Origin of the sequence: Acinetobacter sp. SwsAc6, assembly GCF_013391565.1 — a bacterium.
GTDB lineage: Bacteria > Pseudomonadota > Gammaproteobacteria > Pseudomonadales > Moraxellaceae > Acinetobacter > Acinetobacter cumulans.
The window spans coordinates 99134-119497 of record NZ_JACAXE010000002.1; the positions used below are offsets into that span (position 1 = coordinate 99134).

16 protein-coding genes and 1 pseudogene are annotated in these 20364 nt (G+C 38.4%); 14 read left to right on the plus strand and 3 right to left on the minus strand.

Annotation, left to right across the window (positions count from 1 at the left end):
* Positions 1 to 82: 82 nt before the first annotated feature.
* From mhpT to mnmG, 3 genes are all read right to left on the minus strand, one after another.
* Positions 83 to 1285, minus strand: coding sequence for a 3-(3-hydroxy-phenyl)propionate transporter MhpT (gene mhpT, locus HYG93_RS02030; RefSeq protein ID WP_106984837.1), 1203 nt, complete (start codon positions 1283 to 1285; stop codon positions 83 to 85).
* Between the two features lie 1129 nt (positions 1286 to 2414).
* Positions 2415 to 3251: a Hint domain-containing protein gene (locus HYG93_RS02035; RefSeq protein ID WP_120365349.1), complete on the minus strand. Its 837-nt coding sequence runs from the start codon at positions 3249 to 3251 to the stop codon at positions 2415 to 2417.
* A gap of 144 nt (positions 3252 to 3395) precedes the next feature.
* Positions 3396 to 5276 carry a tRNA uridine-5-carboxymethylaminomethyl(34) synthesis enzyme MnmG gene (mnmG, locus tag HYG93_RS02040; RefSeq protein WP_106986709.1) on the minus strand — a complete coding sequence of 627 codons (1881 nt, stop codon included), beginning with the start codon at positions 5274 to 5276 and terminating at the stop codon, positions 3396 to 3398.
* 257 nt (positions 5277 to 5533) lie between these two features.
* On the opposite strand from mnmG, the gene HYG93_RS02045 reads away from it, so the two are divergent.
* The 14 genes and pseudogenes from HYG93_RS02045 (at position 5534) to HYG93_RS02110 (ending at position 20096) form a co-directional block, all read left to right on the plus strand.
* Complete coding sequence (locus HYG93_RS02045) at positions 5534 to 5881, plus strand: hypothetical protein (RefSeq protein ID WP_106986708.1); 348 nt, start codon at positions 5534 to 5536, stop codon at positions 5879 to 5881.
* Between the two features lie 143 nt (positions 5882 to 6024).
* Complete coding sequence (locus HYG93_RS02050) at positions 6025 to 6906, plus strand: bile acid:sodium symporter family protein (RefSeq protein ID WP_106986707.1); 882 nt, start codon at positions 6025 to 6027, stop codon at positions 6904 to 6906.
* A 202-nt stretch (positions 6907 to 7108) separates the two neighbouring features.
* Positions 7109 to 7996: a bile acid:sodium symporter family protein gene (locus tag HYG93_RS02055; protein WP_120365348.1), complete on the plus strand. Its 888-nt coding sequence runs from the start codon at positions 7109 to 7111 to the stop codon at positions 7994 to 7996.
* Positions 7997 to 8146: 150 nt separating this feature from the next.
* Positions 8147 to 9049, plus strand: a complete 903-nt coding sequence (gene prmA / locus HYG93_RS02060) for a 50S ribosomal protein L11 methyltransferase (RefSeq protein WP_106986705.1) — start codon at positions 8147 to 8149, stop codon at positions 9047 to 9049.
* Between the two features lie 21 nt (positions 9050 to 9070).
* Positions 9071 to 9961 (plus strand): DUF3426 domain-containing protein, encoded by an 891-nt coding sequence (locus HYG93_RS02065; protein ID WP_106986704.1) that lies wholly within the window; start codon positions 9071 to 9073, stop codon positions 9959 to 9961.
* A gap of 391 nt (positions 9962 to 10352) precedes the next feature.
* Positions 10353 to 10622: a DNA-binding transcriptional regulator Fis gene (gene fis, locus HYG93_RS02070; RefSeq protein ID WP_001086304.1), complete on the plus strand. Its 270-nt coding sequence runs from the start codon at positions 10353 to 10355 to the stop codon at positions 10620 to 10622.
* A gap of 94 nt (positions 10623 to 10716) precedes the next feature.
* A complete protein-coding gene (gene purH / locus HYG93_RS02075; protein ID WP_106986703.1) occupies positions 10717 to 12291 on the plus strand; it encodes a bifunctional phosphoribosylaminoimidazolecarboxamide formyltransferase/IMP cyclohydrolase in 1575 nt (524 codons plus the stop codon).
* 363 nt (positions 12292 to 12654) lie between these two features.
* Positions 12655 to 13938, plus strand: a complete 1284-nt coding sequence (purD, locus tag HYG93_RS02080; protein WP_178961734.1) for a phosphoribosylamine--glycine ligase — start codon at positions 12655 to 12657, stop codon at positions 13936 to 13938.
* 107 nt (positions 13939 to 14045) lie between these two features.
* Positions 14046 to 14933: a hypothetical protein gene (locus HYG93_RS02085; RefSeq protein ID WP_137287924.1), complete on the plus strand. Its 888-nt coding sequence runs from the start codon at positions 14046 to 14048 to the stop codon at positions 14931 to 14933.
* A 166-nt stretch (positions 14934 to 15099) separates the two neighbouring features.
* Positions 15100 to 15583: pseudogene (locus HYG93_RS02090) on the plus strand (GNAT family N-acetyltransferase).
* A gap of 224 nt (positions 15584 to 15807) precedes the next feature.
* Positions 15808 to 16803: a linear amide C-N hydrolase gene (locus HYG93_RS02095; RefSeq protein ID WP_178961736.1), complete on the plus strand. Its 996-nt coding sequence runs from the start codon at positions 15808 to 15810 to the stop codon at positions 16801 to 16803.
* 630 nt (positions 16804 to 17433) lie between these two features.
* The gene (locus HYG93_RS02100) at positions 17434 to 18306 is read left to right on the plus strand and encodes a MetQ/NlpA family ABC transporter substrate-binding protein (protein WP_178961738.1); all 873 of its coding nucleotides are present in this window, start codon (positions 17434 to 17436) and stop codon (positions 18304 to 18306) included.
* A 72-nt stretch (positions 18307 to 18378) separates the two neighbouring features.
* Positions 18379 to 19404: a methionine ABC transporter ATP-binding protein gene (locus HYG93_RS02105; protein ID WP_106985470.1), complete on the plus strand. Its 1026-nt coding sequence runs from the start codon at positions 18379 to 18381 to the stop codon at positions 19402 to 19404.
* Positions 19401 to 20096, plus strand: coding sequence for a methionine ABC transporter permease (locus HYG93_RS02110; RefSeq protein WP_120365344.1), 696 nt, complete (start codon positions 19401 to 19403; stop codon positions 20094 to 20096). Before HYG93_RS02105 ends, HYG93_RS02110 begins: the two co-directional genes overlap by 4 nt.
* Positions 20097 to 20364 lie beyond the last annotated feature (268 nt).

Below are 20364 nucleotides of genomic sequence, written 5' to 3' on the forward strand. Positions count from 1 at the left end.
AACTTAGCCTGAATGTCAGATTCCACAAAAAAGGAAGCCAAAGCTTCCTTTTATATCTCAATTTTTACCACAACAATTCGCGTTATTTTTTACTCGATTTATAAGCAGATAACGCTGCCACAGCCACCGCTGAAAGCACAATCCCCGGCGCACTTGCAAGCAAGATACCTGTCGTGCCCAAACCGAGCGCTAAAATTTTACCTGTCAGCAGAGGCCCTGTCATCGCGCCCAAACGGCCAAGAGAAATTGCGCTGCCTACACCTGTTACTTTGCCGGCTGAGTTATAGAAAATTGGTGAAATGCCGTACAGAATCGATTGACCGCCTGTAGAGAAAATACCCCCAATTAAGCCTGCAAATACCAACAATGGAATGGATTTGGTTGTGAATAAAATTAATACCGCAATAAATAGACCGATATAGATAATCACAGCCATTTGCCACAATTTTAAACGGTCAAGTAAGTAACCTAGGCCAAGCGTACCAATAACCGCACCTACTTGGAAAATCAGCATAATCATGAATGCTTGTGATTTTTCTAAGCCTTGCTCCATCAGTAAGTTTGGCAACCAACTGATTAAGATGTAATTCACCATTAGGGTAAAGAAGAAACTTACCCACAGCGGCAATGTGTATTTGTAACGATTTTCTGCAAAAAGCACTTGCGCCATTGGCGGCACAGCTTCTGCCACTACTGATTCGATCTTTTCTTTGCGCTTATCTTTTAAGATAACTGCCATAAATGGAAGCAATACTAAAGGTGTTAAACCACCAATTAAAAATAATGTGTGCCAAGAAATATCTTTAAAGATAATAGCCAAGCTTGCAACAAAGATTGCACCTACAGGTAAGCCACAATACATCAAGCTGTTTAATTTACCTCGGTTTGCTTCAGTTGCTTCATCACCCACCACTGAAATCATGGTTGGCATAGCAGCCCCCAAACCTAAGCCTGTAAAAAAGCGAGCTGCATATAATATTTCTACACTTGGCGCCAATGCAGTGATTGTCATAAATACGCCAAAGATTGCAATTGAAAGCATCAACACTTTCTTTTGCCCTAAATAATCTGCTACACGGCCACCAAAAAATGCACCGAATAACATACCAAATACCCCTAAGCTAAACACATAGCCCATTTGTACCTGATCTAATGAAAATGTCGCTGCAATTCCTTTCGCCGCGATCCCAGGTGCCTGTAGGTCAAAACCTTCAAAAAACGCCACCCAGAAACACAAAAATACCGTTAAAATTTTCTGTATTTTCCTCGTTTGTACTTGTGCCATGATCTAACTCCATCCGTAGTACACACACAGCCACATCTGACTGTGTGTGCATTCTCTGCCGATTGAGTCACAATAAATACCACTACAATAGTCGGATTAAAGTTTAATTTATAAGCCAAACTTAATGAAACTTATAAGCAAAAGGTTGCATAACAATACATTTCAAGTCTTATTTATTAATTTTATTACTAAAAAACAGCAACTTAATAAAAACAAAGCTTCTAGCTATACAGCTATAACAAAAAACAATAGATAATATGATTTCAGATAAAATGCTGTGCTGTTGAAAATTCTATCCGTGTTTTTTCTGGTTTTAAAATGTATTACAATCAAATAATTACTTACTAATAAATATTTATAATGAGCTTTACAGTCCAAGAAATTGCGCACTAATCAATGATACTTTACAGCAACCCCGTGGCCGTAAGCACCATATGGCTGGACTTCAAGACTGGTGACAATACGCTGACACTCAAACTTAAAAAGCTTGGCATGGACAGTGCTGACGATAAAGTCGAAGAAGAAGTTAAAGGCTAAGCCATTAAAACGCGAATAGCCTGCCACACCGAAATCAGAATTTATAATCAAATATTGCACGAATTGTTCGTAACTATTAACTCAGCAAACGTATTGATTTGATTATCATTGGCAGGAAAATCAGCAACTGTTTGTTGCATGGTTTGCTTGGATTCATTGGTAATGTATTCACACCATAAATAAAATGTGCTCACATAGTTAAATATATTGCTCTTCTTAACAATTGATGATGTATTGATGACAATGTGGGCAAGCGATGTTTTGAGTGGTTTAAGTGTCAAGTTCAATGAGTTAGCATGACATTGGAATGATCAAAATTTGGAACTTTGAGTATTTTAGCAAAGATTTTCCATCAGTTTAAAAATTATGTTGATTGCTTCCAAAGAATAAAAACTCAAAATAAAAGATTTATCCCCATCTGATTATTTAAAACGAAGTATTTAAAATAATCGTGCATAATATGCGAATGAAATACCTTGATCGCCAAAATTTCCTGAAACTACATTTAAGAAACATAAAGGCCACCATTTATTATAAAACGCATCGAATCCTGAAATTATGCACTGATCGCACACTTTAAATGCTACTTAAATCAGATTCCGATAGATACCTTACACCCACCCATATCATGAACCCAAATACCAATATCCCCCACATAATATGTATGATAATCTTCTACTTCAATATTATAGACATAATCACAATATTCTCCTAAAGCATCTGAATTTAATATTTCCTGCACTTCAGGAATATCATCTGATGAAGGATAAATATAAACATCTTCAGTCGGCAAAAGATTACCACTCGATATAGATGTGAGTGAATCAAATGAAGTTCCGCCTCCTTTTAAACAAACAGGTTTACCACTACGAAAATCAAAAATCCCCATACGTTCTTGGGTGTTATGCATATAAACCAATCTAGAGTCTAATGTAGAACTTTGTAAGAGTTTATATTGATCTTCAAATGTATCAACTGCAACAAATTTAAGATTAGAAGTTTGCAAGCAATGTAAGCACGTAGCATCAAGCTGAATTGCTGGCACCCAACCTATCGCTTTTATTATAACTTTTCCCTCAATTTCATTTATATACTCATCCACCCAAAACAAGTGCTCCTTAGTACAAAACAAATACCCGACACCCTCTTGTGTCATATATCTTTGAAAAATGATCGGCTTCTTATCTTTGGTCTTAAATGTATGTACAACTCGCTTATAAGCCAATTCTCCTTCACCAGATTCAGGTTTAGAAAGCACCATATCCCCGATCTTAAGCTGATCAATTGAAACTAATCCTTTATTCGTATGTACTAAAGTTCCCGCGACAAAGCATGCCTGCTCAGACTGAGTATATTCACCATCTCCAATCTGATCACACAAATCTGCACAAATAATTAAATGCAAATCTTCTAAACTTAATTGATTCAATTTAAACCCCAACCCATATATTGTTATTAAAGATTTATATTCTTATAGCAAAAAATACCATTATTGATTTTGGTCTTTCTTTATTAATCCAAACAATTTAAAAAAACCCGCCTAAGCGGGTTTTTTTTATTTCAACTTGAAATCTTAAGCAGATTTTTTAGCATTGGCATTTTTACGAATCGTAATCATCACCAATTGAACCGCCGCTGGTGTAACACCCGGAATACGGCTGGCTTGTGCAAGTGTTTCAGGCAACACACCTTTAAGCTTCATGGTAATTTCACGAGAAAGACCTGAAACTGCGTCATAATCAAAATCAGCAGGAATTTTGGTATCTTCCAAACGCTTCATTTGCGCAACGTCTTCTTGCTGACGGTTAATATAACCCGCATATTTCACTGCAATTTCAATTTGCTCACCCACAAATGCAGACACTTCTGAACCTGTAAGCTCAGCAATTTGAGCAAAATTAATATTTGGACGTTTTAACAAATCAATTGCGTTAGTTTCTTTAGACAGATCATCACCTGTCATTTCAACGAATTTTTTACCCAATGGGTTGTTTGGCGCAGCCCAAAGATGCTGTAAACGGCCTTTTTCAGTTTCTACCGCTTCCATTTTTTGGCAGAACGAATCCCAACGCGCATCATCTACCAGACCCATTTCACGGCCAATCGCAGTTAAACGCTGATCCGCATTGTCTTCACGTAGCATCAAACGGTATTCCGCACGTGAGGTAAACATGCGGTACGGTTCTTTCGTACCTAATGTAATTAAGTCGTCAACCAATACACCCATGTACGCTTCATCACGTTTTGGTGTCCATTGCTCTTGATCCCATGCACGGCGCGCAGCGTTTAAACCTGCAAGTAAACCTTGTGCACCCGCTTCTTCATAACCTGTTGTACCGTTAATTTGACCAGCAAAGTACAAGTTATTAATTGCTTTGGTTTCAAGAGAGAATTTCAATGCTTGTGGGTTGAAATAATCGTATTCAATTGCATAACCCGGACGAAGAATGTGTGCATTCTCCATACCACGGATTGAACGAACCAATTCAAACTGCACATCAAAAGGAAGTGATGTTGAAATACCATTTGGATATAGCTCATGAGTATCCAGACCTTCAGGCTCAAGGAATACTTGGTGTGAGTCTTTATCGGCAAATTTATGAATTTTATCTTCAATTGATGGGCAGTAACGTGGACCTACACCTTCAATTACACCTGTATACATCGGTGAACGATCTAAACCGCCACGAATAATGTCGTGTGTGCGTTCATTGGTATGCGTGATATAGCAGTTAATTTGTTCTGGGTGCATAGACGCATCACCCATAAATGACATCGTCGGAGATGGGAAGTCGCCCGGCTGCGCTGTCATTACAGAAAAATCGACAGAACGTGCATCAATACGTGGTGGTGTACCTGTTTTTAAACGACCTACAGGTAAATTCAATTCACGTAAGCGCGCAGCCAACGAAATTGAAGGCGGATCGCCCGCACGACCACCCGATGCATTGTTTAGACCGATGTGAATCACACCGCCCAAGAATGTACCCGTAGTTAATACGACAGTTTTTGCATCAAAGCGAACACCCATTTGTGTGATCACACCTTTAACGGTATCACCTTCTACAATGAGGTCATCAGCAGCTTGCTGGAAAATATCTAAGTTCGCTTGGTTTTCTAATGTTTCACGAATTGCCGCTTTAAAGCGTACACGGTCAGCTTGCGCACGTGTTGCACGTACTGCCGCACCTTTACGTGAGTTTAAAATACGGAATTGAATACCGCCTTTATCGGCAGCCAATGCCATCGCACCGCCCAAGGCATCAATTTCACGCACCAAATGCGATTTACCAATACCACCAATGGCTGGGTTACAGCTCATCTGCCCTAAAGTCTCAATGTTATGAGTTAAAAGCAAAGTCTGTCGACCCATGCGAGCCGCAGCGAGAGCTGCTTCGGTACCTGCGTGACCGCCACCGATAACAATGACATCGTAAACTTTAGGATAATGCATAGTGGTATGGAGAGATTTCAAAAAATGGATGACCCAAGATTATAGCAAAATTTCACTTATAAGTTGACTGATTCAGTCGTTTTTTATCTTATTTTCACTACACAAAAGCACATTAAATCCATTTAAGCCTGTACGTAATTTGCAAAATTCAGCAATTTAAAACATTTATATCCTCTTCATAACGCAATAGCGGTTGTTTTATTTTGACTATTTATTAATCTAGAGTGTGTTCCAACAAAAACTTAAGGACAACGGCCATGTATAAGAATATTTTTCTTTCAGCCATGCTTTATGGTTTATGTTTAACTTCATTTACAGCCTCTGCAAATGACAAAGTTCAAAGCACTTATGATGCACAAAAGTATCAACAAGTGTGTAAAGGCAAAACCCAGGGCGATCAAGTTAGTTTTGCTTATCGCGGCATTATTTGGAATGGGACCTGCCAGCCTCAGTTTTTCTCTAGCAGCAAAACTAAACTACTAGGCACAGAAGCCGAGCTGAATTCGGCATGTCATAGTGATGCAAACGCCAAATCAATTACAGTAGATGGTAAAGAAGTGAAAGGTAAATGTGCTTTAGGCTTTGCACCACCCAGTCCCCGATAATTTTTAATATATGAATGTAATATAGTTCACACTCCATCCAAACTAAGGGGCAAAATGCTTAATTTTCGCCCTTTTTCTTTGTTGCTTATTTAGAAAACTTGTTTAAACTCAATCCAGAAGGAACATAAAAATAAGGATATTCCATGGATTCGGGTGTATTTGTTTTTTTCCTACCCGTCATCTTGGCTTTTATGATGATGGGGCTAGGCCTAGAGTTAACGGTTAAAGATTTTCTACGTGTAGGGCGTTATCCTAAAGCTATTTTTTTGGCTCTTTTTTGCCAACTGGTCATTTTAACCAGCATTGCATTCTTTATTTGCGTCGTTTTAGCTCTTGAGCCATTGCTGGCTGTTGGGCTTATGCTTTTAGCTGCCTCACCGGGTGGCCCGACTGCTAATTTACTGAGTTTTCTATTTAAAGGTGATGTGGCTTTAAATTTAACCTTAACTGCTATTAACTCAATTATTACCACCTTTACCCTGCCTTTTATTGTCAATCTATCATTACACTACTTTATGCAGTCTGATACAACGATTGGCATACAGGCCGATAAATTCGCCTATATTTTTCTGATCATCTTTATCCCAGTGTGTATTGGCTTGCTTATTCGCCATTATTTTCCACACCTTGCTTTAAAATGTAATCGCCCCATGCGGATGCTGTGTATCTTATTTCTCACCGCAATTTTTATTTATGCACTGTTCCGTGAACGCTCAAATGTGATTTTATATTTTGTCGATGTTGGTATTGCAGTCGGAATTTTTTGCTTTAGCAGTATGTTTATTGGCTATCTGGTTCCACATTTAGCAGGCTTAACAGAACGACAAGCCCGTGCATGTACTTTTGAAATTGGTATTCACAACACTGCCATTTCAATCACGATTGCAATTTCCGTACTATCTAGTACCACCATTGCCATCCCTGCTGGTGTATATTCCATATATATGTATTTATTCGCTTTTGGATTTGGCTATATCTTAACGCGCAAAAAGAGCAATTTACTCAGCAACCAAGTTAAGCCTTAATACAGTATTCAATCTTGCACAAACGACACACTATTTAAGAAGTAACAAATCATGCCTCAACCAGATTGAGGCAATCCATAAAAAATCTGAGATCAAATCTCGCAACAACAAGAAATTAAATACAACTTTCAATCCACAACCAAGGAGCTTGCTCACTTAACACTGCTTACTAAGTTCGAAAAAATTAACAAACGAGGCAAGGATGAACTCACAAATTATTACGATATTACTCCCTTTAGCACTTGCCATTATTATGGTTGGACTTGGCCTAGAGCTCACTTTAAAAGATTTTGCTCGCGTCGGAAAACACCCTAAAGCTGTTCTTGTTGCATTGTGTTGCCAGCTCATCGTACTTACGAGTATTGCATTTTTACTATGTAAACTACTGGCATTACCCCCATTACTCGCTGTCGGACTCATGCTTTTAGCTGCCTCACCAGGCGGGAGTACAGCCAACTTATTTAGCTATTTATTTAAAGGTGACTTAGCGCTCAATATCAGCCTCACTGCCATTAACTCAGTGATTGCCGCGTTTACTTTACCTTTAATTGTCAATTTTGCGATTTCCCACTTTCTGCAAGATGGTCAACAAATCACCTTACAGTTCTCTAAAATCTTACAAGTTTTTAGCATTATTATTGTACCCGTTGCCATTGGTATGCTCATTCGCCATTACTCACCACGCCTAAGCGAAAAGCTCAACAAACCTTTACGCATATTTGCCGTGATTTTTCTGGTTTTAATCATTATTGGTGCAATAGTGGCAGAACGGCAGAATATTGGTGAATATATTTCTCAAGTTGGTATTGCAACTGCGCTATTTTGTATTTGTAGCTTATGTATTGGCTATTTTGTACCGCGCCTATTTGGTATTAATAGTACACAAGCCCGCGCCTGTGCCTTTGAAATTGGTATTCACAATAGCACTTTAGCTATGACTATCGCACTGACTGTACTAATGAATACAGCGATTGCAATGCCTGCAGCGGTTTATTCAATTTTTATGTATATCTTTGCCGCACTCTTTGGTCTGTTGCTCAATAAATTTGCAGCTTTTACCCCAACAGAAGTTGAAACTCAACCCAACTAACTTAGTTTCATTTACTCACTCAAGCCCAAACTAATAAAAGGATACGTTTTTAGTATCCTTTTATTTTTATGTTAGCCCGTCAAGCTATAGTCGGAGTTCATGAAGTTCCGCTACAATAGCTCTTTAAATAATACGATTAGGTTCTTAACTGTGAAGTGGCTACAAATTCATATTACTGTTGATCAAGCACAAGTAGATTTCACAGAAACACTACTAAGTTCACTAGGTGCTGTCAGCGTAACTTTAGATGATGCTGAAAATCAGGATTTATTAGAACCGCTTCCGGGTGAAACACCGCTTTGGAACAAAGTCATTGTGACAGGTATCTACGCCGAAGAAGAAGGCGAAGAAATTGATGTTGATGCTTTATTAACATTTATTACTGCCCAAATGCCAGAAGCACCATTACGCCATGAGTTTATTGAAGATCAAGCTTGGGAACGCACATGGATGGATGCTTACGAGCCAATTCAAATTGGTGAGAAATACTGGATCGTGCCTGAATGGATGACACCACCTGAAGCCGATGCTGTAAATATTAAGCTCGACCCGGGCCTAGCATTTGGTACAGGTAACCATGCTTCCACATTCTTATGCTTACAATGGTTAGGTCAAACTGACGTAAAAGATAAAATTGTCATCGATTACGGTTGTGGTTCAGGTATTTTAGGCGTAGCTGCATTATTGTTGGGTGCAAAAAAAGTTTATGCAACTGACATCGATCCACAAGCTGTTTTAGCAACAAAACAAAATGCAGAACTAAATGGTGTTCTTGATCGTCTGTATGTCGGCCTACCAGAAGAGTTCAATTCTGAGCTTAAAAATGAAAAAGCTGACGTATTTGTTGCAAACATTCTTGCAGGCCCATTAATGATGCTTGCCGAAGAATTCTCAACTTTAATTAAATCTGAGGGAGAGTTCGCACTTGCAGGTGTAATTGAAGAGCAAGTTGCTGATGTTTCTAACATTTACAGTAAATTCTTTGATATATTAAAGGTCGAAAAACGTGACGAATACTGGTGCAGAATCTCTGGAAAACGTCACTCGTATTAATCATTTTATGTAAAAGCATTTATGAGCAACAAACAGACCTTTTGTCCATCTTGTTCGACCACTTACCGCATATCTGTCGCTCAGTTGACGATCTCGCAGGGTATGGTTTGCTGTGCAAAATGTTCCCATACATTTAATGCATTATCACATCTGGTCGATGTCCAAAGTGACAACGTCCAGATGTTTAACGCTGTTGAAAAAAAACCTGCCCCTATTTCGGCTGAACCTATAGATGTTGCACAAATCAACTTAGAGGCAGATCAAGCTGAAATTGCAACCAACATTTATAGCAATAGACTACTAGCAATATTTGATCAAAAAGTCGAAAACTCAAATATTGACCTCCGCACTTACCTTAATAACCTTAACTATTTTAGTACAGACCCAATTGGCAACTTCCCTGCTTTAAACTGGTCTGAAAATACGGAAGTAGAAAAAAAACGTTCCGTACTTAGCTATATAGGTTGGACAACAGTTAACGTCCTACTCTTTAGCGTACTGCTCTTTCAGTTCTTTTGGTTTAACCCACAGTATTTAAAAAACAGCCCTATCATGAGCAGTGCTTTTAATGGTATCTGTGAAGTATTTACCTGTTCAAAGCTTGAAGAGCACTACAATTTAGTTAACTTAAAGAAAGTACGTGTAAAAGCTGATGGTGAAGACCAAGTCTTATTTAGAGGTGAAATTATCAATCATCACACTCGTAGCCTATTACTGCCAATCATTCGTGTAGAGCTAAAACACAACGGACAAGAATTTGCAGTTTACAACATTCAACCTAAAGACTATCTCACAGACAGCCTTACAGGTATTCAACGCATACCAAGCAACACACCATATAACTTCAATTTTAAGCTCTCGCATGCACGTAAAAGCTTCGACAGCTATACTTTAGAAATCATTCGCCCGTAAAATTGAAAAAAACTATTAAAAATTGCAAAAAAAATTAAAAAAAAATGCAGTTTTCTTGCTCACTTTTTCTTAGACAATGGTATGATACGCGCCACGAAAGCTTTGTGCTGCAATCTCTTCAGTCTTTTTAATACAAATAGAACATCAGCGAAATGCGCCTTATATATATATCGCGTATAGAGCAGATTTTTTTGTTTTTAAAATGGTCCGTAACATATATTTAACTATTGTTACGCTTATTTTTCGACCAAGTTGACAGATTGTGGCATGCTAAATGTACAGTTTTAGAACCAACCGTTTTAGGATCTAAAACGGAGTTCATTTAAATTTTAGACCACTTTATAACTATCACTTTACCCAAGTGATATTTTGATTTTTCGGATTAATTCGCATGAATAGCAAATCTCCTATTTTTACTGCACAATCTGATGTCGCTCTTCGTATTCACGTAGATCGCGCAGTTCGCCATTACTTCGCACAATTGCAAGGTGAGCAACCTTCTCAAGTGTACGACATGGTGCTAGCAGAAATGGAGAAACCTCTTTTATCTGTAGTTCTAGAGTATACGCGTGGTAATCAAACACGCGCTGCCGAGATTCTCGGTTTGAACCGTGGCACTTTACGTAAAAAGTTAAAAGCTCACGGTTTAATGAGCGAATAAGTGATAAAATGCTTGCGGCTTCCGCAGGCATTTTTTTTATCTTGCATTTGCCTTTTTTGATTTAATTTGTTCCTTGATAACTGTGACGAAGATCATGACTATTAAACGCGCTTTAATCTCTGTTTCCGATAAAACCGGAATTGTTGAATTTGCACAAAACCTAGTTGCTCTAGGGGTAGAAATTTTATCTACTGGCGGCACATACAAATTGTTGAAAGACAATAATGTGGCTGTAGTTGAAGTTTCAGAGCACACTGGTTTCCCAGAGATGATGGACGGCCGTGTTAAAACATTGCATCCGAAAATTCATGGCGGTATCTTAGCTCGTCGCGGTCTAGACGAAGCTGTGATGGCTGAACACAACATCGATGCAATCGATTTAGTTGTTGTTAACCTTTATCCTTTCGCTGCGACTGTGGCTAAACCAAACTGTTCACTTGCAGATGCGATTGAAAATATCGACATTGGCGGTCCAACAATGGTTCGTGCTGCTGCTAAAAACCATGCTTCTGTAGGTATCGTGGTAAATGCTGCTGACTATGCAACTGTGATTGCTGAGCTTAAAGCTGAGGGTGCTTTATCTTACGCAACACGTTTTGACTTAGCAGTTAAAGCATTCGAACATACTGCTCAATACGACGGTATGATCGCATCTTACTTAGGCGCTCGCGTAGGTAAAGAAGAAGGTACTGCTGACAAATTTGCACGTACATTCAACACGCAATTAAACAAAGCTCAAGATCTACGTTACGGTGAAAACCCGCATCAATCTGCTGCGTTCTATGTAGAAGACACAGCAACTGAAGCATCTGTTTCAACTGCAAAACAGTTACAAGGTAAAGAATTATCTTATAACAACATTGCAGACACTGACGCTGCACTTGAATGTGTTAAATCATTCGCTAAACCTGCTTGTGTAATCGTTAAGCACGCAAACCCATGTGGCGTTGCAGTATCACTTGACGGCATTCAAGCTGCTTATGACCTTGCATACGCAACCGACCCTGAATCTGCATTCGGCGGTATCATTGCATTCAACCGTGAATTAGACGTTGCAACTGCTCAAGCAATTGTTGACCGTCAATTCGTTGAAGTGATCATCGCTCCTAGCGTTGCTGAAGGCGTGCTTGAAGTAACTGGCGCGAAGAAAAACGTACGCGTACTTGTATGTGGCGAACTTCCTGCAATCACTGAACGTAAAGCTCAGTTAGATTACAAACGTGTAAATGGTGGTCTATTGGTTCAAGACCAAGACTTAGGCATGATCACGAAAGATGACTTAAAAGTTGTGACTAAACGTGCACCAACTGAACAAGAAATCGATGACATGATCTTTGCTTGGAAAGTTGCGAAATACGTTAAATCAAACGCAATTGTTTATGCTAAAAACCGTCAAACGATTGGTGTGGGCGCAGGTCAAATGAGCCGCGTGAACTCTGCTCGTATTGCTGCAATCAAAGCTGAACATGCTGGTTTAGTGGTTGAAGGCGCTGTAATGGCATCTGATGCATTCTTCCCATTCCGTGATGGTATTGATAACGCTGCCAAAGCTGGTATCAAATGCATTATCCAACCGGGTGGTTCTATGCGTGATGAAGAAACGATTGCTGCTGCTGATGAAGCTGGTATTGCAATGGTCTTCACTGGCATGCGTCACTTCCGCCACTAATACATGATTTTGTGGAACAAGATCTAAGTTGATACGCGTACCCGTCATCCGCAATTGTTTGAGGCAGGATTTATTTCAATATATCCTGTTTCTGCGAAAAATGAGGTCATAGATCAAATATGACGAGTTTTGCGGATGACAATGGTTTTGCCTACTTTTGCCTTAACAAAAGTAGGTCCAACCGAAGGTCTGTTCCCTTATCTGAATGTATACTGGAAAGATTCCGACGTGCCGATCAAGCAAAGACGTTTCAAAAAAGCCTTAATCAATTTAGGGCTAAAAGATTTCTAATCTTGCATAAAGTCCTCTCCTATTTTTAGGCTGAGGACTTTATGTCATTTTCGATTCATGGAGTATGAACCGATGAATATTTTAGTTTTGGGTAATGGCGGTCGTGAACATGCACTTGCATGGAAAATCGCACAAGATGACAAAGTCGCAAAAGTATTTGTAGCACCGGGTAATGCGGGTTCTGCAACTGAAAATAAATGCGAAAATGTTGCGCTTAACATTTTAGACAATGCAGCGATTATCGACTTTGCAAAAAACAATGCAGTTGATTTAATCGTGGTTGGTCCTGAAGCACCGCTTGTAAATGGCGTTGTAGATGCTTGCCGTGAAGCGGGTGTAAAAATTTGGGGTCCTACTCAATTTGCTGCGCAGCTTGAAGGTTCTAAAGCATTTGCCAAGCACTTCTTAAAACGCCACAACATTCCAACTGCTTTCTATGACGTATTCACAGAAGTAGATGCAGCGAAAGCATTTGTAGAAAAAAATGGCGCGCCAATTGTAATCAAGGCTGATGGTCTTGCTGCAGGTAAAGGCGTGATCGTTGCCATGACAAATCAAGAAGCATTTGATGCGATTGATGACATGCTTGCAGGCAACAAATTTGGTGATGCTGGCTCACGCGTTGTGATCGAAGAATTCCTTGCTGGTGAAGAAGCATCTTTCATTTGTATGATTGATGGTGACAACATCTTGCCTATGGCAACTTCACAAGATCACAAACGTATCTTTGAAGGCGACCAAGGTCCAAACACAGGCGGTATGGGTGCTTACTCTCCTGCGCCTGTTGTGACGGCTGACGTATTTGAAAAAACCATGAATGAAGTGATGCTTCCTACCGTTGAAGGTATGAAAAAAGACGGTCACGTGTATACAGGTTTCTTATACGCAGGCTTGATGATTGATGAACAAGGTCAACCTAAAGTGATCGAGTTCAACTGTCGTTTTGGCGACCCTGAAACTCAGCCAATTATGATGCGTTTAAAATCATCTTTAGTTGATTTGGTTGAAGCTGGTATTGCAGGTAACTTACCTGCGGAAGCGCAGTGGGATGAGCGTAAGACTGTAGGTATCGTACTTGCGTCACGTGGCTACCCAGAAACTTCTAGCAATGGTGATGTGATTTCTGGTTTAGACACAGAAATGGCGGATGCAAAAGTATTCCATGCAGGTACAAAAGCACTTGAGAATGGTGACATTGTAACTGCTGGCGGTCGTGTACTTTGCGTAACGGCTCTTGGCAATACAATTGGTGAAGCGCAAGCGAAAGCGCTTGAGCTTTGCCAAAAAGTGACTTTTGATGGTGTTCAATACCGTAAAGATATTGGTTACCGTGCAATTGCTCGCGAAAATGCTTAATTTTTTCTCGCAGAAGATTAAGTCTAAAAAAACCCGCTAAATGCGGGTTTTTTTGATGAAGCTAAAGTGTTAATTTAATACCTTATATAAAATCATAATTACTAAAAATGAAACCTTGTCGACTATGTAAAAAACAAAAAGTGCTCATTGAGAGTCATATTATCCCCAAATTTATTGGTCGTTGGCTAATCAAAACCTCTGCGACAGGATATTTAAGGGACATAAACAAACCAAATCTTAGATGCCAAGACATCATTAAAACCAAATTATTGTGTAAAGAATGTGAGGATCTTCTATCCAATGACGAATCATATTTTGCAGATACTATCTTTCATCCTTACATGAACAGAAAATCTCATACTTATAACCTTCCATACAGCAAACAGTTAAGCAGATTTTGTGCAGGATTATCTTGGAGAGTTTTAATATATTTAACTGAAATTCATGACACAGATAAGAGTTCAGAGATTGAAAATGCTGAATCAACTCTTCGAGAATATATATTAGGGAATTCAAGTAACTTAGGTATATATGAACAACATCTAATACCATTAGAAGGTGGTGCTATAGCTGATTTTAAATGTACAAAGTCAAACCTTAATGCCTACTTTACAAGAACTATTGATATTGACTTACTGACAATAGCGGATAGAGATCATCTAATCTATATTAAATTACCTAATTTTATTTTGATTTCAAATATAAATTATACACACATAAATAAGATGCGCCCAAGCCGTATTACTCTAAAACAAGGCGCTATTATTAGTAAAAATTACCTTCTACCACCTGAATTTTATAAATACTTGCAAGATAAACTAAATTTCATTGCAAATGAATTCACGGATAAAATTTCAAAAACTCAAAGCGAAAAAATTATGGATTCAATAAAGAAAGACCCAGAAAGACTCTTAAATTCAAGAACTCTAAAAGCTGTAGAATCAGATTTACATCCTAATCAGTTCATTTTCAGAGACCCAAAAATCCCTTTCTAAAGACCAAATAGCTCACTATAAAATCATCTTACTTTGCTATTAGCATAGTGAATCACATTCTATTTAATGAAGCTTCCCTAGACTCAGCTTTAATGATTTTTAAAATACAACCCCTCACCTAATCCTCCGCCAACGGCAAGACTCTGACACTGCTCCATTCCTCCAAATGTGTGCAGATGACGACGTCATGCGTTATTTTCTAAAAAAACTCAATGCTTCAGAAGCTACTGCTTTTATGCAGCACCTACGCGATGCAATCGAAACACCCGGTTGGGGTTTATATGCCGTTGAGTTGAAAGCCACAGGTGAATTTATTGGCTTTATCGGCTTACATGTACATCCCCCTAAGTTTGAAATAGCCGATGCACCAGAAATTGGCTGGCGCTTACTGCCACAATTTTGGCATCAAGGTTATGCCACCGAAGGTGCAAAAGCCGTACTCAAACATGCTTTTAGAAACCTAAGATTAGATAAAGTTATTTCCTTTACAGCAAGTTTAAACACACCATCAGAACGAGTAATGCAACGCATTGGTATGAAAAAAAGTCCGTGAATTTAATCATCCACTTGTACCACTAGAGCATCCTTTAAATAAACATGTCTTGTATGAAATAAAGCGCAGTGACTATTTACACATTCCATTTTGCTAGAAGTCACTCTTCTCGCTTTAACAAATCAATCAAGACAATCATCTTTTGCAGTGCTGTATCAATATATAAAACACTCGTTTTGCGAAATTTATAATGTGGATACAGCCAAATAGATCCAGCCAATCTGCTCAAAAAAATAACAATTATAAATCAAGCAAAATAATGCAAAAACCCTAAAAAAAGCTCTATGATGAAATTGATGCTTTCAAAGAATAGAGATCACTATGACGTGTACACGTGTCGTATATTTAGGTGACGAACAACAAAACATGACAGCTCGTTCTATGGATTGGAAAGTCGATGTAGGCACCAATTTATGGATCTTAGCCAATAACATTAAAAGAAATGGATCGGCTGGCGAAAATTCGATTGAATGGACAGCAAAATATGGATCAGTGGTTGCCACTGGCTATGACATTGCCACCACAGATGGAATGAACGAAAAAGGCTTATGTGCCAACCTGCTCTGGCTGGTCGAATCCGAATACCCTAAACGCATTAAAAATACAAAACCCACGCTGAGCATTTCACTATGGGCGCAATATGTCTTAGATAATTTTGCAAACGTCGCAGAAGCCATACAATTTATGGAAACTGAACCTTTTGCAGTGATCTCAGACCAAGTCCCGGGGCAAAACCGCTTGGCCTCACTACACTTATCCATTTCCGATACCAGTGGCGACAGTGCAATTATTGAATATATTCAAGGTAAACAAGTGATTCACCATAACCGTGAATATCAAGTGATGACCAATTCCCCTACTTTTGACCAACAACTGGCACTCAATCAGTATTGGAAACAAATTGGTGGCACAGTCATGCTTCCAGGTACTAACCGTGCAGCTGACCGTTTTGCACGTGCGTCTTTTTATATCAACGCTATTCCTAAAAAAGCCGAGCCAAACGATGCATTGGCCAGTGTATTCAGTGTCATCCGCAATGCCTCTGTGCCTTTTGGGCTAAATACAGCGGAAGAACCAAATATTTCTTCAACGCGCTGGCGAACCGTGGCCGGTCACAAAAGAATGCTATATTTCTTTGAGTCGGCAGTATCGCCCAATGTATTTTGGGTCGATTTAAACGAAATTGATTTCAGTAATGGTCAATGCAAAGTATTGCAATTAGGACAAGATCAATCCCAAATCTATGCAGGTAAATCAAATGATTCTTTCAAGATTGCACCTGCTTTTAATTTTCTACCCGTCAGTGATCATGATTAAATTGGTTTAATTTCTTCATGTTATGCATACAAATGATTGAATAAAATAAGTAGCGTTTTAAGTGCAACTCAACTCACACCGAGTTGCACGACCTTCGATTGAAACTCTGTGATACATAAAATTAAGGCCTTCTCATACGAACTCTGCGAATGGCTTAAACAAATAAGTAAAGAAAATAAAAGACTCAAAATAAACATATCGTGATGATATGCATTTTTCTGCATAACAATGCCAAAAATCTTATAAAGCACCAAATAAGCTCATATTTCATCCACTTATCAAATTCAATAAAGACAATATATTGTTTTTCATATTATTTTAATTAAATTTCAAACCTTTTATGCACTATTAGTGCTAAATATAGATTTTTTCATCACTATATTGCATATTAAATTATTGCTATTATATTTCAGCAATTTAGGGCTCAGCCTAATTAAATTCTTTTATTTACAATTACTTTGTATATAAAACTCTCTCTTTTATTTAGACTGAAATCTAATTGCAACAATATTTGAGCCATATACAATTTGCGGTTATAAGTCAGTTTGACTGATTTCACGCTTAATTTAATCTCTCTACATTTATGATATGTAAGTTGAACGCCAAAATTTAATTTACTTGGGTGAAAACATGAAAAAGTTACTTGGTTTAGTGCTCGGTGCATCTGTTGTTCTAACAGGTTGTGGTAAACAAGAAGCCCCTGCTACAGATACCGCACAAAAAAAAGATTCTGCTGAACTTCAAACAGTAACTATGGCATCTACAGGCTCAGACGCAGATGTATGGCGCTATATTGCAACATTGCCAGAAACTAAAGCTGCAGGCATTAAGCTTGAAGTTAAAAACTTTACCGATTATGTGTCTATGAACACAGCAGTTGCGAACCATGAAATGGATGTCAATGCATTCCAATCATACGCATATATGGTTGCATTCAATGACAGTAACAAAGAAAAAATTGCTCCACTCTCTACAACTTACTTAGAGCCAATGGGTATTTACTCAAGCAAAGTAAAAAAATTGGATGAGTTTAAAACAGGTGCAACCATTGCCATTCCAAATGATGGTGCAAACGAATCTCGCGCATTATTACTTTTACAATCTGCTGGCCTAGTTAAACTAAAAGCTAACTTTGACAACGTTAAAGGTACAACAGCAGATGTTGCTGAAAATTCGAAGAAAATTGTAATTAAACCAATTCAAATGGCAACTGCTGTACGTGTTAAAGACGAAGTAGATGCGATTGTATTGGGTAATACATTGGCAATGGAAGGTGGCTTAAACGTATTAAAAGACGCGATTTATTATGAGCCAATTGACCAAAGCACAAAAATGAACGTTAACGTTTTAGCGGTTGCAGCTGATCGTCAAAATGACCCAGTATTGAAAAAAGTTGGTGAGCTTTACCATGTTGCTGCTGTAGGCGAATATGTACAAGATCACTTTGGCGGTACAAAAGTTGATGTAAATAAACCTGTAAGCTATCTTACAGACGCAAAATAGTAATATACTTTGCACATCTAAACAGGCAAATTTACTTTGCCTGTTTTTCTTTTATTTAAAGCTTTTGACGATATGATTCAATTTAAAGACATTTCTAAGCACTTTGAGCTTAAAGGTCAAACTGTTAAGGCGCTGGATCAAATCAATCTTGAGATTCCGGCTGGCTGTATTTTTGGTCTGATTGGCTACAGCGGTGCAGGCAAAAGTACGCTTATTCGCCTAATCAACCTTTTGGAACGCCCAAGCCAAGGGCAAATCTTTATTAACAATAAAGATTTTACTGCCTTAAGTGCTTCTGAATTACGCCAAGAACGTACCAACATTGGTATGATCTTCCAGCATTTCAATTTACTGCAAACCAAAACCGTTGCAGAAAATATTGAACTCCCCCTCAAATTATTGGGTGTTTCTAAAGCTGAACGTCAAAAACGCTTAGAAGAATTACTCGAATTTATTGATCTTACACACAAGAAAAATGCCTACCCAGATGAACTTTCTGGCGGTCAAAAACAACGTGTCGGGATTGCCCGTGCGCTTGCTAATCATCCTAAAATTTTATTATGTGATGAAGCAACCTCTGCACTAGATCCGCAAACCACTCAGTCTGTTTTAGCTTTATTAAAAAAGATTAATCAAGAGCAAGGCATTACCATTGTCATGGTGACCCATGAAATGGATGTGATTGAAAGTGTTTGTGACTATGTCGCGGTGATGGAACAAGGTAAAGTCATTGAAATGGGCTCTACATTGGACATTTTCAGCCAACCACAGCACCCAACTACCCGCACCTTTATTCAAACTGTACTGCAGCAACAATTGCCGATTAACATCTTGAATAATCTTGAAAATAAAAATCATAATAGTATTTATTGCTTAAAATTTTTAGGCAGTTCTGCTCAAGAAACTGTTATTCAAGCCGTGATTAAAACCTTTGATGTCAGCCTAAATATTCTATTTGCCAACATGACTGAAATTAATGGTTCTGTAATTGGACAAATGTTTATTCAATTACTTGGCGATGCAAGTCAAATTCAGCAAGCCCTACAGTTCCTTGAAAATAGTGGTGTACAAGTTGAACAATCAGGAGTCCAAGCATGAGAGATATGATTGTTCAATGGCTCACTGAAGTAACGGCTCCTTTTTGGAAAAGTTCACTTTCAATTGATCAGTTTGTAACAGCACTGCAAGAAACCTTCCACATGGTGTTTTTTGCCATGTTGTTTGGTTGTATTTGGGGCTTTATTCAAGCCATTATTTTATTTGTGACTCGCCCTACAAGTATTTTACCTAACCGCGTGGTCTATCATGGCCTTAACCCGATTGTAAATGCGCTACGTTCTTTGCCCTTTATTATCTTGTTAATTGCGGTCATTCCATTAACCAAAGTGATTGTGGGCACTTCGATCGGTACGTGGGCAGCCATTGTTCCGTTGACGATTTATGTCGGCCCTTATATTGGTCGTTTAATTGAGACTTCTTTACTTGAAGTAAATGAAGGGATTATCGAATCTGCTCAAGCGATGGGTGCGACACCATTACAAATTATTTTTAAATTTGTACTGCCTGAATCACGTAGTTCGCTCATTTTAAATCTTACAACAGCCACCATTAGTTTAATTGGTGCAACTGCTATGGCAGGTGCTGTAGGTGCTGGCGGTATTGGTGATTTGGCCATTTCTTATGGTTATCAACGCTTCGATACCAGCGTGGTGATTTTGACCGTTATCGTCCTATTAATCTTGGTGCAGATTGTGCAAAGTTTGGGTGACTGGCTATCTAAAATGCGTTAAGCCGTCAGCCCTTGCATTTTAAAACCCTCTTCGGAGGGTTTAATTTTGTCGATATTATTTTATTCTTTCAGAATTTATGTAAAATTAGAAAAAATATCACTCACCCCTCACTTAAATCACTATAAATACATGAATTATAAAATAATAAATCCAAATTCCGCGAAAACTTCAAAAGCAAATATATTTCAAGACCTGAGCAAAAATATATCATTTTCTGCCATTTTCATGTTTATGCCCAAAGTCCAAAATTCCTTCAATGAATGAATCA